This window comes from Nocardia rhizosphaerae, from assembly GCF_042650365.1.
Lineage (GTDB): Bacteria > Actinomycetota > Actinomycetes > Mycobacteriales > Mycobacteriaceae > Nocardia > Nocardia rhizosphaerae.
In genome coordinates this window covers 1,063,312-1,078,117 of record NZ_JBHSBA010000015.1, presented here as the reverse complement: position 1 = coordinate 1,078,117, position 14,806 = coordinate 1,063,312, and the positions used below count along the sequence as shown (strand labels likewise).

Annotated in this window: 13 protein-coding genes; 11 read left to right on the top strand and 2 right to left on the bottom strand. The window is 70.7% G+C overall.

The window, feature by feature from the left end; genetic code table 11:
* The first annotated feature begins 2 nt into the window (after nt 1-2).
* From ACFOW8_RS27215 to ACFOW8_RS27170, 10 genes are all read left to right on the top strand, one after another.
* Nucleotides 3-1,160 (top strand): acyl-CoA dehydrogenase family protein, encoded by a 1,158-nt coding sequence (locus ACFOW8_RS27215; RefSeq protein WP_378554397.1) that lies wholly within the window; start codon nt 3-5, stop codon nt 1,158-1,160.
* The gene (pcaF, locus tag ACFOW8_RS27210) at nt 1,161-2,357 is read left to right on the top strand and encodes a 3-oxoadipyl-CoA thiolase (protein WP_378554395.1); all 1,197 of its coding nucleotides are present in this window, start codon (nt 1,161-1,163) and stop codon (nt 2,355-2,357) included. It begins immediately after the preceding gene.
* A gap of 75 nt (nt 2,358-2,432) precedes the next feature.
* Nucleotides 2,433-3,926 carry a long-chain-fatty-acid--CoA ligase gene (locus ACFOW8_RS27205; RefSeq protein ID WP_378554394.1) on the top strand — a complete coding sequence of 498 codons (1,494 nt, stop codon included), beginning with the start codon at nt 2,433-2,435 and terminating at the stop codon, nt 3,924-3,926.
* A gap of 141 nt (nt 3,927-4,067) precedes the next feature.
* Nucleotides 4,068-5,063 carry a helix-turn-helix transcriptional regulator gene (locus ACFOW8_RS27200; RefSeq protein WP_378554393.1) on the top strand — a complete coding sequence of 332 codons (996 nt, stop codon included), beginning with the start codon at nt 4,068-4,070 and terminating at the stop codon, nt 5,061-5,063.
* Entirely contained in the window at nt 5,060-6,037 is a 978-nt protein-coding gene (locus ACFOW8_RS27195) for a helix-turn-helix transcriptional regulator (RefSeq protein WP_378554392.1), read from the top strand. The genes ACFOW8_RS27200 and ACFOW8_RS27195 overlap by 4 nt, the downstream gene beginning before the upstream one ends.
* Nucleotides 6,034-7,062, top strand: a complete 1,029-nt coding sequence (locus ACFOW8_RS27190) for a 2-dehydropantoate 2-reductase (protein WP_378554391.1) — start codon at nt 6,034-6,036, stop codon at nt 7,060-7,062. Before ACFOW8_RS27195 ends, ACFOW8_RS27190 begins: the two co-directional genes overlap by 4 nt.
* 92 nt (nt 7,063-7,154) lie before the next feature.
* Nucleotides 7,155-7,418, top strand: a complete 264-nt coding sequence (tatA, locus tag ACFOW8_RS27185) for a Sec-independent protein translocase subunit TatA (protein ID WP_378554390.1) — start codon at nt 7,155-7,157, stop codon at nt 7,416-7,418.
* A gap of 97 nt (nt 7,419-7,515) precedes the next feature.
* Nucleotides 7,516-8,469 (top strand): twin-arginine translocase subunit TatC, encoded by a 954-nt coding sequence (gene tatC / locus ACFOW8_RS27180; protein WP_378554389.1) that lies wholly within the window; start codon nt 7,516-7,518, stop codon nt 8,467-8,469.
* Nucleotides 8,470-8,472: 3 nt separating this feature from the next.
* Nucleotides 8,473-11,169 carry a DEAD/DEAH box helicase gene (locus ACFOW8_RS27175; RefSeq protein WP_378554388.1) on the top strand — a complete coding sequence of 899 codons (2,697 nt, stop codon included), beginning with the start codon at nt 8,473-8,475 and terminating at the stop codon, nt 11,167-11,169.
* A 119-nt stretch (nt 11,170-11,288) separates the two neighbouring features.
* Complete coding sequence (locus tag ACFOW8_RS27170) at nt 11,289-12,023, top strand: DUF4333 domain-containing protein (RefSeq protein ID WP_378554387.1); 735 nt, start codon at nt 11,289-11,291, stop codon at nt 12,021-12,023.
* A gap of 56 nt (nt 12,024-12,079) precedes the next feature.
* Here the strand turns inward: ACFOW8_RS27170 and ACFOW8_RS27165 are convergent, their stop codons facing one another.
* On the bottom strand, nt 12,080-13,054 hold the full coding sequence (locus ACFOW8_RS27165; RefSeq protein WP_378554386.1) for a 5'-3' exonuclease: 975 nt from the start codon (nt 13,052-13,054) through the stop codon (nt 12,080-12,082).
* Between the two features lie 141 nt (nt 13,055-13,195).
* Between ACFOW8_RS27165 and ACFOW8_RS27160 the strand changes: the two genes are divergently transcribed.
* Nucleotides 13,196-14,323 (top strand): M24 family metallopeptidase, encoded by a 1,128-nt coding sequence (locus tag ACFOW8_RS27160; protein WP_378554385.1) that lies wholly within the window; start codon nt 13,196-13,198, stop codon nt 14,321-14,323.
* Between the two features lie 66 nt (nt 14,324-14,389).
* Here the strand turns inward: ACFOW8_RS27160 and ACFOW8_RS27155 are convergent, their stop codons facing one another.
* The gene (locus ACFOW8_RS27155) at nt 14,390-14,788 is read right to left on the bottom strand and encodes a PPOX class F420-dependent oxidoreductase (RefSeq protein WP_378554384.1); all 399 of its coding nucleotides are present in this window, start codon (nt 14,786-14,788) and stop codon (nt 14,390-14,392) included.
* Nucleotides 14,789-14,806 lie beyond the last annotated feature (18 nt).

The following is a 14,806-nucleotide window of genomic DNA, read 5'->3' as shown; positions in this document are numbered from 1 at the left end:
CAGTGCAGCGCACCGTCTACAACGAAGAACACGAAGCCTTCCGCAAGACCATCAGGGCCTTCATCGAATCGCAGGTGGTCCCGGTCTACGAACAGTGGTATCAGGCCGGGATCGTGCCGCGCGAGTTCTACCTGAAGCTGGCCGAACTCGGCGTCTTCGGGATCGAGGTCCCCGAGGAATACGGTGGAGCGGGGATCGACTCGTTCAAGTTCCAGGCCCTGCTCATGGAGGAGGCCGCCCGCGCCGGCGTGCTGCTCGGTGGGTCGGGCGTGCACGTCGGCCTGTGCCTGCCGTATCTGAAGAGCCTGGCCACCGACGAGCAGAAGCAGCGGTGGTTCCCCGGCTTCGTCACCGGTGAGTCGATGTTCGCCATCGCCATGACCGAGCCGGGCACCGGATCGGACCTGGCGGGCATGCGGACCACCGCGACCCTGTCCGCGGACGGCACCCACTACCTGCTCAACGGCGCCAAGACCTTCATCACCGGTGGTGTGCATGCCGACCGGGTGATCGTCTGCGCCAGAACCGCCGCGCCCACCGCGAACGATCGCAGGCACGGCATCTCACTGTTCGTCGTCGACACGAAATCCGAGGGGTACGCGGTCGGCCGCAAACTGGACAAGCTGGGCCTGAAGGTGTCCGACACCGCGGAACTGTCGTTCACCGATGTGCGGGTGCCGGTCGCCGATCTGCTCGGTGCGGAGCACAAGGGGTTCAGCTATCTGGGGCGCAACCTGCCGCAGGAGCGGCTGTCCATCGCGGTGGGCGCCTACGCCCAGGCCAAGGCCGCTATCCGGTTCGCGCTCGAATACACCAGGGGCCGCACCGTTTTCGGGCAGCCGGTCGCGGCGTTCCAGAACACCAAGTTCGAGCTGGCCGCCTGCAGGGCCGAAGTCGACGCCGCCGAGGCCGTGGTCGACCGGGCCCTCGAGGCGCTCGACGCCGGGGAACTGACCCCCGCCGACGCCGCCTCGGCCAAGCTGTTCTGCACCGAGGTCGCCTCCCGCGTGATCGACCGCTGTCTGCAACTGCACGGCGGCTACGGCTACATCACCGAGTACCCGGTGGCGCGGCTGTACGCCGACAATCGGGTCAACCGGATCTACGGCGGCACCAGCGAGGTCATGAAGACCATCATCGCCAAGGACATGGGGCTGTAGATGAGCGAGGTGTTCCTGGTCGACGGCGTGCGCACGCCGTTCGGCCGCTACGGCGGCGCCCTTGCCGCGGTGCGGCCCGACGACCTTGCCGCGCACGTGATCACCGCGCTGACCGAACGGCATCCGGCCGTGGATTTCGGCGCCGTCGACGACGTGGTGTTCGGCTGCGCGAACCAGGCGGGTGAGGACAACCGCAATGTCGCCAGGATGGCGGCGCTGCTGGCCGGGCTGCCGGTGACGGTGCCGGGGGTGACGGTCAACCGGCTGTGCGCCTCCGGCCTGGACGCGGTCGCCTACGGGGCGCGGGCGATCAAGGCCGGTGACGCGGAGCTGGTGCTGGCCGGTGGCGTCGAGTCGATGACCCGTGCGCCCTACGTCGTCCCGAAAGCCGCAGCGGCGTGGGATCGTTCGGCCGAGCTGGCCGACACCACGCTGGGCTGGCGGCTGGTGAACCCGCGAATGCGGGAACGCTATGGGACCGATTCGATGCCGGAGACCGCCCAGCACGTGGCCGCGGAGTACGGCATCGCGCGCGCCGACCAGGACGCCTTCGCGCTCCGTTCCCAGCAGCGGGCCGCCACCGCGATCGCGCGCGGCAGGCAGGCGCGCGAGATCACCCCGGTGCCGGTACCTCGGCGCCGGGCGGAGCCGGTCGTCGTCGACCGGGACGAGCACCCGCGCGAGACCACCGCCGAGACACTGGCCGCGCTGCGCCCCGTGGTGCCCGGCGGGTCGATCACGGCGGGCAATTCCTCGGGCATCAACGACGGCGCGGCCGTCGTGCTGCTGGCCTCCGCCGCCGTCGTACGGCGGTACGGACTCACCCCGTTGGCCAGGGTCGGCGCGGTGACCTCGGCCGGGGTGGCGCCGCGAACGATGGGCGTCGGCCCGGTGCCCGCGGTCGAGAAGCTGCTGGCCCGAACGGGTCTCGGCATCGGCGACATCGATGTCGTCGAACTCAACGAGGCCTTCGCCGCGCAGGCGCTCGCCGTGCTGCGCGGGCTCGGCCTGCCCGACGACGCCGAGCACGTCAATCCGAACGGCGGCGCGATCGCCCTCGGTCATCCACTCGGAGCCAGCGGTGCGCGGCTCGCGCTCACCGCGGCTCTCGAACTGGCCGATCGCGACGCCCGGCATGCCGTCGCCACCCTGTGCGTCGGGGTCGGGCAGGGCCTCGCCGTCCAGCTCCACCGCTGAGGACGCCGTGACCGCACCGGTCACGGCGCCCGCCGCGGCACTTCGCCACCGCGGTCGAACCCTTCGAGGACTACCGTGAATGCCACTCTCTCCCTGGCGAGCATCCTCGCCGAACCCGCCCGCCGCCGGCCCGAGCACCTCGCCCTGATCGAGGGCGAACTCAGGATCACCTTCGCCGACCTGTGGCACCAGGCTCGCGCGCAGGCGGGCGCGCTCATCGCCCGCGGTGTCCGTCCCGGCGATCGGGTGGCGCTGCTGTGTCCCAACACCGCCGACTTCCCGCGCGCCTACTTCGCCATCCTGGCCGCCGGCGCCACGGTGGTGCCGGTGCACCTGCTGCTGACCGCGCCGGAGATGGAATACGTGCTGCGCGACAGCAACGCGACGCTGCTGATCTGTCATCGGATGCTCGCCGAGACCGGCGCGGCCGCGGCCGCCGCCGCGGGTATCGACATGGTGGCGCCGACGGAGCTGGTCGGCGAGGCGATTCCGGCGTTCGTATCGCGCAGCCCCATGGACACGGCGGTGGTCTTCTACACCAGTGGCACCACCGGTACCCCCAAGGGCGCCGAACTGAGCCACCTCAACATGGTCATGTGCGCGACCGTGAACACCTTCGACGCGAATGAGATCCACCGCGACGACATCGCTCTCGGCGCGTTGCCGCTGTTCCATGTGTTCGGGCAGACGGTGTCGATGAACTCGCACTGGCGCATCGGCGGCACCCTGGTGCTGATGCCGAGATTCGACGCGGCCGCGGCGATCTCGCTCATGACCGAGCATCGGGTCGACCTCTTCCACGGGGTGCCGACGATGTATCACGCGCTGATCGCCGCAGCGGCGGACGCACGGGCGCTGCCCGACCTGCGGTTCTGCATCAGCGGCGGGGCCGCGCTGCCCGCCACCGTGCTCGCGGACTTCGAGCGCGTGTTCGGCGCACCGATCCTGGAGGGCTACGGGCTGTCGGAGACCTCGCCGACCGCCGCGGTCAACCAGCCTGCGTACGGCGCCGAGGCAGGCTCGGTCGGGCATCCGGTGTGGGGTGTCGACGTCGAGATCGCCGATCCCGACATCGCCGACCGGATCGAGCTGCTTGCGGTCGGTGCGACCGGCGAGGTGGTGGTGCGCGGGCACAACGTGTTCAGCGGCTACACCGGCAGACCCGAGGCCACCGCCGCGGCCGTCGTCGACGGTTGGTTCCGCACCGGCGACCTCGGCACCAGGGACGGGACCGGCCGGATCCGCATCGTCGACCGGGTCAAGGAGATGATCCTGCGCGGTGGGTTCAACGTGTACCCCACCGAGGTGGAGGGCGCGCTGCTGCGGCATCCACGGATCGCGCAGGTCGCGGTGATCGGGGTGCCCGACGAGCACTACGGCGAGGAGATTCTGGCCGTCGTGGTGCCCGACGGCGAGCTGACCGCGGCGGAGGTCGTCGAGTTCGGCAAGCAGCAGGTCGCCAAGTACAAGTACCCGCGCCGGGTCGAGTTCGTCAGCGAACTGCCGCTCGGCCCCACCCACAAGGTACTCAAGCGGGAACTGCGCGCTCGTTTCGGCGGGGCAGCCTGATCGTCGGCCACGCGGTCGTGGTGGCGTCGCTCGGCGCACGGCGGGCCGGTGGGTGATGGGTCCCGGTGCGGTGTGTCGTCCTCCTCGCCCAACCGTGCGCCGACGCGCCGCGAGCCTGCCGGGACCATTACCCTCTATCGGGTGGCGATATCCAAGGTCGAGCGGCTGATGAATCTGGTCATCGCGCTGCTGTCGACCCGGCAGTTCCTGAGCGCGGAGCGCATCCGTGCCAGCGTGGCCGGTTACGAGGAATCCGCGACCGACGAGGCGTTCAGCCGGATGTTCGAGCGCGACAAGAACGAGCTCCGCGATCTCGGCATCCCGCTCGAGGTGGGCCCGGTCGGCCGGTTCTCCACCCTGGAGGGCTACCGGATCAACCGGGACGCCTACGAACTGCCCGATATCGACCTGTCCAGCGAAGAGGCCGCCGCGGTCGCCGTCGCCGTGCAGATGTGGGCCTCGCCGGAGCTGGCCAGCGCCGCCGAGGGCGCGTTGCTGAAGTTGCGCGCTGCCGGGGTCACCGTCGAGACCGAGAACGTGGGGGTGTCGGTGCCCGCCGTCCCCGCGCGGACCCGCGGCGCCGAACCGGTGCTGCGCGAATTGCTCGCCGCGATCGATGCGGGGCGGGCGGTACGGTTCGGGCACCACAGCGCCGTCACCGACCCCTACGTCACTCGCGATGTGGAGCCATGGGGTGTGGTCACCCGGCACGGTCGCTGGTACCTGGTCGGCCACGACCGGGAACGCGACGCCGTGCGCACCTTCCGGCTGTCGCGAATCGGCGGCGAGGTCACCGCGTACGGGCCGGACAATGCCGTCCGCAAGCCCGCCGACGCCGACCTGCGCGCCATCGTCGACCGGGTCACCGGCGCCGCTCCCGTCACCGGAACGGCGACGGTGTGGGTCGCCGAGGGCCGCGGCCACGACCTACGCCGGATCGGCACCGAACTCGAGACGAGGGAGATCGGCGGCAGGCCCGGCTCGGTCCTGCGGGTGGCGGTGCGTTCGCGCGACTGGGTGGCCAGGCTGATCACCGGTCTCGGACCCGATGTGCTCGTCCTGGATCCGCCACAACTGCGCGCCGATGTGATGGACCGGCTACGGTCGGTACTCGACCACACGGAGGTGACATCGTGAATTCGCGTCTGTCCCTGCGCCTTTCCCGCCTGCTGAACATGGTGCCGTACCTGCTCGCGCACCCGGGTATCAGCGCCGCCGAAGCCGCCGCCGAACTCGGCGTCACCACCAAACAGCTGATGAACGACCTGAACCAGCTGTGGATGTGCGGCCTGCCCGGCTACGGGCCCGGCGACCTGATCGACCTGTCGTTCTCCGAGGAGAGCATCGAGGTCACCTTCTCCGCCGGGATCGATCGGCCGCTGCGACTCACCTCCACCGAGGCCACCGCCCTGCTGGTGGCGCTGCGCTCGATCGTGGAACTGCCGGGCATGGTCGACCCGACGGCCGCGCACGCCGCCATCGCCAAGATCGAATCCGCCATCGCGGGCGGCGAGGCGACCGCGAAACCGCTGGAGGTCCCGATCGAACGGCCGGTGGTGGCGACTGTGCGCGCCGCACTCGCCGACGGTCGCGCCGTGCGCCTGGTCTACTACTCGGCCAGCCGCGACGAGGTGTCGGAACGGATCGTCGACCCCATCCGGGTCGTGCTGGTGGACAACAACAGCTACCTGCAGGCCTGGTGCAGGCAGGCCGAAGGCGTGCGGCTGTTCCGGTTCGACCGGATCGAGGACGCCGGCGAACTCGCCGAGCCCGCCCGGCCCCCGAGCCACGCCGCCGCCGACGCCACCGCCCTCGACCTGTTCGGCGACGATCCCGACGTGCCGCTGGCCCGGCTGCGGATCCGCGCCGACTACGCCTGGGTACTCGACCAGTACCCGATGCACCGCATCGAGTCGAGGCCCGACGGCAGCATCGAGGCGGGCATGCGCTTCGCCACTCCCGACTGGATGGCGCGGCTGCTGCTCGGGTTCGGCACCGGCGTCAGCGCGCTCGGCCCGCCGGAGCTGGTGGCCGCGGTGCGCGAGCGGGCCGACGCGGCACTGGCCGCCTACGCGGCCGCCGGCTTGTCAGGGGAGACCGAACCGGCGTGAACCAGCGAGTACTGGTCCTCGGCGCGGGCAGCGTCGGGGTCTTCATCGGCGGTCACCTCGCCGCCGCGGGGATGGAAGTGATCTTCGTCGGCAGGCAGCGGGTGCTCGACGACATCGCCGAGCACGGCCTGCGGCTCACCGATCTCGACGGCGGGAGCACCGAGGTGCCGCCCGACCGGTTCGGGCTCACGCTGGAACCGGACGAACCGGAGCTGGCCGACCTGGTGCTTGTCACCGTGAAATCGGCGGCCACCGCAACCGCGGCGCGCTCGGTGGTCGGCAGACTGCGTCCGGGCACCCCGGTGGTGAGCCTGCAGAACGGTATCGGCAACGACACCGTGATCAGGGAGATCCTGCCCACCAGCATCGCGCTGCCGGGGATGGTCATGTTCAACGTGGTGCACCGCGGCAACGGGCAGTTCCACCGGGCCAGCGACGGTGTCGTCGCCATTGCGGACGACCCGGTGGTCGACCGGTTCGCCGACCGCTTCGCCGCCGCCGGGCTGCCGCTGCGCCGCCACCGCGACCTGCGCCCGGTGCAGTGGGCCAAGCTACTGCTCAACCTGAACAACCCCATCAACGCGCTGTCGGGGCGGCCGCTGCGCGAGGAACTGGCCGAGCGTGACTACCGGCGCTGCCTGGCGCTCACCCAGGCCGAGGCGCTCGCGGTGATGAACACTGCGCGAATTCGGCCCGCCCAGCTCACGCCGGTCCCGCCGGAGCTGATGGTGCATCTGCTGCGCGTGCCCGATGCCGTCTTCCGGCGGGTGTTCGGCCGGGTGCTGGCCATCGACCCGCTGGCCCGCTCGTCCATGGCCGACGACCTCGCGCTGGGCAGGCGCACCGAAATCGCGTGGTTGTGCGGGGAAATCGTGCGCCTCGGGGAAATGGTCGGGCGGCCGACACCGGTCAACCGCAGGCTCACCGAGCTGATCCGTGCTGCCGAATCGGGGGACAGCAGACGCTTCAGCGGCAGCCGGTTGTTCGCCGAGCTGAGCGCGGCGGCCGCCACCGCGCGCGGTTGAACGCGTGGCGAACACCGCCTCGGGTGGCGGGTCACACCGGGCCGCGGACAGGTAGCATCGGTAATCACCACAGTCTTTGGAGGTAACTGATAATGGGCACGTTCAGCTGGACGCACCTGCTGATCATCGCGTTGCTGTTCGTCCTGCTCTTCGGCGCGAAGCGGCTGCCGGACGCGGCGCGCGGTCTCGGCCGGTCGCTGCGGATCTTCAAGAGCGAGGTCGGGCAGATGCAGTCGGAGTCGGCCGCGCCTGCCGCTGCGCCCGCGACCCCGGCGCCGCAGCAGCAGCTGCCCGCGTCGGCCCCGCAGGCGCAGGCTCCGATCGCCGAACCGCAGCAGGGCCAGAAGTCGGTCTGAGCTCGACCGCGACCCCGGAGCGCGGATGACCGCTCCGGGGCACAGTGCTGTTTCGTCGAGCATCCGCCGGACCGAGGGTTAGAGGCCACCACCCACCATGCGCATTCCGTTCGATCCACGGCGCAGCAAGCGCAGGACGAATCCCGACGGCACCATGTCGTTGGTCGAGCACCTGCAGGAACTGCGCACGCGGCTGCTGCTCGCGCTGGCCGCGATCGCGGTCACCACGCTGATCGGGTTCTTCTGGTACGCGCACACCCTGCTCGGCATCGAGAGCCTCGGCGAGATCCTGCGCGGTCCCTACTGCGCGCTGCCGGAATCGGCGCGCGCCAGCCTGAGCCCCGACGGCGCATGCCGCTTGCTCGCGACCGGTCCGTTCGAGCAGTTCATGCTGCGGTTGAAGGTCGGTTTCACCGCGGGTGTGGTGCTGGCCGCACCGTTCTGGCTGTACCAGCTGTGGGCGTTCATCACCCCAGGGCTCTACGCCAAGGAGCGGCGCTACGCGGTGGGGTTCGTCGGGACCGGCAGTGCGCTGTTCGTCGCGGGTGCGGTGCTGGCCTACGTGGTGGTCTCGCACGCGTTGTCGTTCCTGCTGACCATCGGTGACAACGTCCAGATCACCGCGCTGAGCGGCACGGAGTACTTCGGCTTCATCATCCAGCTGCTGATCATCTTCGGCGTGAGCTTCGAGACGCCGCTGGTGATCATCGGGCTGAACCTGGTCGGCGTGCTGCCCTACGCCAAGCTCAAGGCGTGGCGGCGCGGCATCATCTTCGCCCTGTTCTGCTTCGCCGCGGTGGTCACCCCGCAGGACCCGTTCTCGATGCTGGCGCTGGCCTTCGCGCTCACGGTGCTGTTCGAACTGGCGGTGCAGTTCGCCCGGTTCAACGATGCCCGCAGGGCCAGGCGGGCGGCCGCCGAGGGCTGGGGCGCGCTGTCGGACGAGGAGGCATCGCCGCTGCCGACGCCGGACCCGGTGCGGCCCGCCGAGCCGGTTGCCGACCCGGAGAAAACCACCCGCCCGGTGTCGGACTACTCCGATACGCTCTGACGGGTGACCGATTCTCCCGCGCGGGCCAGCGAGTTGGCGCAGTTCGCCAGCGAAATCTCCTTCGAACTCGACCCCTTCCAGCAGACTGCGTGCGCGGCGCTGGAAGACGGGCACAGCGTGCTCGTCTGCGCCCCGACCGGCGCGGGAAAGACGATCGTCGGTGAGTTCGCGGTCCACCTGGCGCTGGCCTCGGGCGGAAAGTGCTTCTACACCACACCGATCAAGGCGCTGTCGAACCAGAAGTTCGCCGACCTGACCGCCCGCCACGGCCGTGACAGTGTCGGCCTGCTCACCGGCGACCAGTCGATCAATCCCGACGCGCCGGTGGTCGTGATGACCACCGAGGTGCTGCGCAACATGCTCTACGCGTCCTCGGACGCGCTGCGCGGGCTGTCGTATGTGGTGATGGACGAGGTGCACTACCTGGCCGACCGGTTCCGCGGCGCGGTGTGGGAGGAAGTGATCCTGCACCTGTCGCCGGACGTGCTGTTGGTGAGCCTGTCGGCGACGGTGTCCAACGCCGAGGAGTTCGGCGCGTGGATGGAGACCGTGCGCGGCGACACCGCCGTCGTCGTCGACGAGACACGGCCGGTGCCGCTGTGGCAGCACGTGATGGTCGGCAAGCGGATGTTCGACCTGTTCGACACCAAGTCCAGCGACCAGAAGGTGCTCGTCGACGAGGATCTGGTGCGGTTCATCCGGCAGCGCGAGGCCGCCGACCGGATGCAGGGCTACGGCGGTCCGCGCGGGCGCGGCGGCCGCGGCAACTTCCGGCCGCTACCCCGGCCGGAAGTGCTGGCCCGCCTCGACGAGGAAGGCCTGCTGCCCGCCATCACCTTCATCTTCAGCCGGGCGGGTTGCGACGGCGCGCTGGCGCAGTGCCTGCGGGGGCGGCTCGACCTGAGCAGGCCGGGCGAGGCCGAGGTGATCGACGACATCATCGACAAGCACACCGGCGACCTGCCCAAAGGTGATCTCGAGGTGCTCGGCTACTGGGAGTGGCGCGAGGCGCTGCACCGCGGCCTGGCCGCCCATCACGCCGGGATGCTGCCCGCGTTCCGGCACACCGTCGAGGAGCTGTTCGTCAAGGGCCTGGTCCGGGCCGTCTTCGCCACCGAAACCCTGGCGCTCGGTATCAACATGCCTGCGCGCACGGTGGTGCTGGAACGGTTGGTGAAGTTCAACGGTGAGTCGCACGCCGAGCTGACCCCGGGCGAGTACACCCAGCTCACCGGGCGCGCGGGCAGGCGCGGGATCGATGTCGAGGGTCACGCGGTGGTGCTGTGGCAGCCCGAGGTCGACACCAGCGCGGTGGCGGGCCTGGCCTCCACCCGCACCTATCCGCTGCGCAGTTCCTTCCGGCCCGGCTACAACATGTCGATCAACCTGATCGACCGGCTCGGCGCCGAAGAGGCGCGTGGTCTGCTCGAACGGTCCTTCGCCCAGTTCCAGGCCGACCGCTCGGTGGTCGGGCTGGTGCGCGGCATCGAACGCAACCAGGGCGCGATGCGCAAACTGGAGAGTCAGCTCGGCGGCACCGAGGGCGGGTTCATGGAGTACCTGTCGCTGCGCGACCGGATCAAGCAGCGCGAACGTGAGATCCAGCAGCAGGGCAGGGCGGACCGGCGCGGTGCCGCGGTGAAGGCGCTGATCGGGCTGCGCCGCGGCGACGTGGTCGCCATCCCGTCCGGCAGGCGGGCGGGCCTGGCGGTGATCCTGGAACCCGACCAGACCCCGGGCGACCCGCGGCCGCTTGTTCTCACCGAGGACCACTGGGCGGGCCGGATCTCGGCCGCCGATTTCCCGGTGCCCGCCGAGGCGCTCGGCCACATGCGCCTGCCCCGCCGCGTCGACCACCGGACCGCGCGCATCCGCCGCGATCTGGCCTCCGCGCTGCGCAGCACCGGCATCTCCGCACCCGGCAGGCGCCGCCGCAACGACCACACCAGGGCGGGCGAAGACCGCGAACTGTCGACGCTGCGGCGCAGCCTGCGCGCGCATCCGGCACATTCGCGGCCCGACCGGGAGCAGCTCAGCCGCACCGGCGAGCGCTACGCCAGGCTGGCGCGCGAGACCGAGTCGATGCGCCAGAAGGTTGCGGCAACCACTAATTCGCTGGCCCGCACCTTCGACCGGATCGTCGGGTTGCTGGAGGAACGCGGGTTCGTCGCCCACGGCGAGGTCACCGCCGACGGCAGGCGGCTGGCCCGGATCTACGCCGAGAGCGACCTGGTGGTGGCCGAGGCGCTGCGGCAGGGGCTGTGGCGTGGACTCGGGCCCGCCGAACTCGCGGCCGTGGTGTCGACGCTGGTCTACGAATCCAGATCGGAGGGTGGATTCCTCACCGCGTCCGGTCCGACCGAACCGATCCGCAGGGCCGTCGGCGCCACCATCGAGGTGTGGTCGCAGTTGCGCGCCGACGAGGCGCGGCACAAGCTGCCGCCCACCCGCGAACCCGACCTAGGATTCGTCACCGGCGTCTACAAGTGGGCTCGCGGCGACGCATTGGCCGAAGCGTTGCTGGCAAGCGGCGATCAGGGTGCTCCGCTGTCGGCGGGCGATTTCGTCCGGTGGTGCAGACAGGTCATCGATCTGCTCGACCAGATCCACAACACCGCCGACGACGCCGAGATCGCGGGCACCGCGGCCAAGGCCGTGCGGGCCGTCCGGCGGGGTGTCGTCGCAGTGGACGCCGCGTAGAGGATTCGACTGTGATTTGATTTCCTGGCGTACCGACCGTGATGGCGGAGTCGTGCGAAAGCGGCTGGCCTGGCGCGGGGGGCTACCGTATGTACAACGATGCGAGTGGAGGCGAGTGGATGAGCGGCCCGTACGGACCGAACGGCCCAGGGGAGGGAAGCAACGACCCCACCCAGCACTGGGGAGGTCAGCAGGGGGCCGGTGGCGCCGGCCCCACGCAGCACTGGGGTGGGGCGGCCCAGCCGCCACACGACCCGCAGCAGGCGCAGCCGACCCAGCACTGGGGTGGCCAGAACCCGCAGCAGCCGCCGCCGCAGTGGGGACAGCAGCCGCAGCAGCCCGCGCCGCAGCCGCAGTGGGGGCAGCAGCCGCAGCAGCCGACCGGGCCGCAGCAGCAGTGGGGCCAGACCCAGCCGCCGCCGCAGGACTGGAACGCCCAGGCAGGCGCCCAGCAGCAGTGGGGGCAGCAGCCGCAGCAGCAGTGGGGGCAGCAGCCGCAACAGCAGTGGGGCCAGCAGCCCCAGCAGCCCGCCGGCGCCAAGGGTAAGGGCAAGGGCCTGATCATCGGGCTGATCGCGGCGGTCGTGCTCGTCATCGGCGCGATCGTGGCCCTGCTGATGGTGCTGCTCTCCTCCGACGAACTCGACAACACCGCGGTGCAGGACGGCGTCTCGCGCGTGCTGAAGGAGTCCTACGGCATCACCGACGTCTCCGACGTGTCCTGCCCGTCGGGTCAGGCGGTGGAGGTCGACGCGACCTTCACCTGCGACGTGCAGGTCAGCGGTGAGGCCAAGAAGGTGACCATCAAGATCACCAAGGACGACGGGACCTACGAGGTCGGCCGCCCGAGCTAGGGTGTCGCGCTCCGGTTTCCGGGCCGTCCGCACTGCGCGGGCGGCCCGGCGCCGTCTCAGCCCGTGTGCACCGCGGTGAGCGCGGTGACCAACCGGGTGATCGGGCTCTCGGCGTTGTAGGCGGTGGCCAGCGCGAGCAGCCGGTCCGGATCGACCGGAGTGACCGGCAGGACATCGGGGCCCGACATGATCACCTCGGCATCGCGCACGACCCGCACGACCGGTGCGGCGGCTTCGAGATAATCCTGCGCGGCAACCAGTTTCGCGCGCAATCCCTTGGCGAGGTCGGATGCGGGATCGTCGACGGCGCGCATCAGCGCGTCCAGCGAGCCGAACTTCGAGATCAGCTGCGCGGCGGACTTGTCGCCGATCCCGGCCACCCCGGGCAGGCCGTCGGAGGCGTCGCCGCGCAGGGTCGCCATGTCGGCGTAGGCGGGGCCCGCGTTCTGTTCCGGCACACCGTATTTCGCCGACACCTCGGCGGGACCGAACAGTTCGGCCTTGGCCAGGCCACGACCGGCGTACAGCACCCGCACCGGCGGGGCCGGATCGTCGCGGACCAGCTGCAACAGATCGCGGTCACCGCTGACGACCACCACCGGGTCGGTGCGTTCCCGGCCGGCCAGCGTGCCGAGCACGTCGTCGGCCTCGAGCCCCTCGGCGCCGCCGGTGCAGATGCCCGCCGCGGCAAGCACCTCCAGGATCATCTCCACCTGCGGGGTGAGCGTGTCGGGTACTTCCTCGGCGCCGGGCGCCGCACCGCTGCTGGTGTCGAGCCGGTGCGCTTTGTAAGACGGCACCAACGCCACCCGGAACGGCGGCCGCCAGGCCAGATCGAGCCCGATGACGAGCCTGCTCGGCCGGTGCTTGGTGATCAGCGAGGCCACCATGTCGGTGAAGCCGCGCAGCGCGTTCACCGAGCGTCCGTCGGCCGCCCGCAGTTTGTCGGGGATCGCGTAGTAGGCGCGGAACCAGAGGCTGGCGCCGTCGAGGATCAGCAGGGGGCCACGGGAGGTCTGGTCAACGGTCACACCGATGATTGTGCCCCGAAGCCGGGTCCCGGTGCCCGTGACCGGGCCGTCCTGGTCACGACGCCGACCGTGGCACGATCCGATTCCGCTCCGGTTGCCGATACTGTGACGGTCGGTGCGGGGCGGGTAACGTCGCACCCTATGAGCGCGCAGACGGAGACACGGTTCGCGGCGGAGGTCTACGGCAGGCGACTGGAGCGGGCGGTCGAGGCGATGCGCGCGGCGCATCTGGACGCCCTGCTCATCACGCCGGGTCCTGACCTGCAGTATCTGATCGGTTCGAGGGCCCAGTCCTTCGAACGGCTCACGTGCCTGGTGATCACCTCCGACGGGGCAACCCCGGCGGTGGTGATCCCGAAACTCGAACTGGCGTCGCTGGCCGAGTCGGCGGCCGGTGAGCTCGGGTTGCGGGTGCTGGACTGGGTCGACGGCGTCGATCCCTACCAGCTGGTGCACTCGACGCTGCACGCTGGTTCCCGCATCGCCGTGGCCGAGGCCATGCCCGCCCTGCACCTGATCCCGCTGGCCCAGTCGACCACCGGTCTACCCGCCTCGGCGACACCGGTGCTGCGGCGATCGCGGATGATCAAGGACGACGCCGAGATCGCGGCGCTGCGCCGGGCGGGCGCGGCCATCGACCGGGTGCACGCCCGGATGGGGGAGTTCCTGCGCCCGGGGCGCAGCGAAGCCGAGGTCGCCGCCGACATCACCGCCGCGATCGTCGAGGAGGGCCACACCGCGGCGGCGTTCGTCATCGTCGGCAGTGGCCCGCACGGCGCCGACCCGCACCATGAGGTCTCCGATCGGACGATCCAGAACGACGACGTGGTCGTCATCGACATCGGCGGACCCGTCGAGCCCGGCTACTTCTCCGACTCCACCCGCACCTATGTGGTCGGTACCCCGGGCAAGCAGGTCCTCGAGCGGGTGGCCCTGCTCGAGGCCGCCCAGGCGGCCGCTGTGGCCGCTGTGCGGCCCGGGGTGACCGCGGAGTCCGTCGACGCCGCCGCGCGCACCGTGCTCGCCGAGGCGGGCCTCGGCGACGCCTTCATACACCGCACCGGCCATGGCATCGGCCTGTCGGTGCACGAGGAGCCCTACATCGTGGCGGGCAACGACCTGGTGCTCGAGCCGGGCATGGCGTTCAGTATCGAACCGGGCATCTACTTCCGTGGCGAGTGGGGCGCCCGCATCGAGGACATCGTGGTCGTCACCGAGGACGGCGCCGAGTCGATGAACAACCGCCCGCACGGCCTGACGGTTCTGTAAACGGTCCGTGCACAGGCTGTTTCAGGGCGTGGGGTAGGCGCCCGCCCTGCGTGGTTCGGGCGCAGGTTATTTCAGCGTGCTCGACGACAACACGCGGCGCACCTGGATCGCCACCACCACGCGAGTCGGGTTCTCCCTCGGCACCCGGTACCGCTCGGTGTAGCGGCGCACGGCCTCGGCGACGTCGTCGGGGTCGGTCAGCACGGTCGCCGGGCCCTCCAGGGTGAGCCAGCGCGGACCGTCGACCTGGCTGACCGCCGCGTATCCACCCCTGGCGGCATTGCGGGCCTTCATCGAGGCACCGTCGGTGATCACCCTGGCGATCCCGCTGTCGGCGTCCCAGGTGAAGCCCACCGCCACCACGTGCGGTGTTCCGTTCGCGCGCAGGGTGGTCAGGGTGGCGAGGTGCCGCTCGGTGACGAAGGCCAGCGCGGCGGGGGACAGGGTGGCGGTGGTGGTCGGCATGGCTCGACGCTAGCGCCC

Bases quoted from the DNA above. Each gene is read 5' to 3' on its own strand.
- ACFOW8_RS27170 (WP_378554387.1), top strand. From the start codon at position 11,289: ATGAGCGGCCCGTACGGACCGAACGGCCCAGGGGAGGGAAGCAACGAC.
- tatC (WP_378554389.1), top strand. From the start codon at position 7,516: ATGCGCATTCCGTTCGATCCACGGCGCAGCAAGCGCAGGACGAATCCC.
- ACFOW8_RS27155 (WP_378554384.1), bottom strand. From the start codon at position 14,788: ATGCCGACCACCACCGCCACCCTGTCCCCCGCCGCGCTGGCCTTCGTC.
- pcaF (WP_378554395.1), top strand. From the start codon at position 1,161: ATGAGCGAGGTGTTCCTGGTCGACGGCGTGCGCACGCCGTTCGGCCGC.
- ACFOW8_RS27160 (WP_378554385.1), top strand. From the start codon at position 13,196: ATGAGCGCGCAGACGGAGACACGGTTCGCGGCGGAGGTCTACGGCAGG.
- tatA (WP_378554390.1), top strand. From the start codon at position 7,155: ATGGGCACGTTCAGCTGGACGCACCTGCTGATCATCGCGTTGCTGTTC.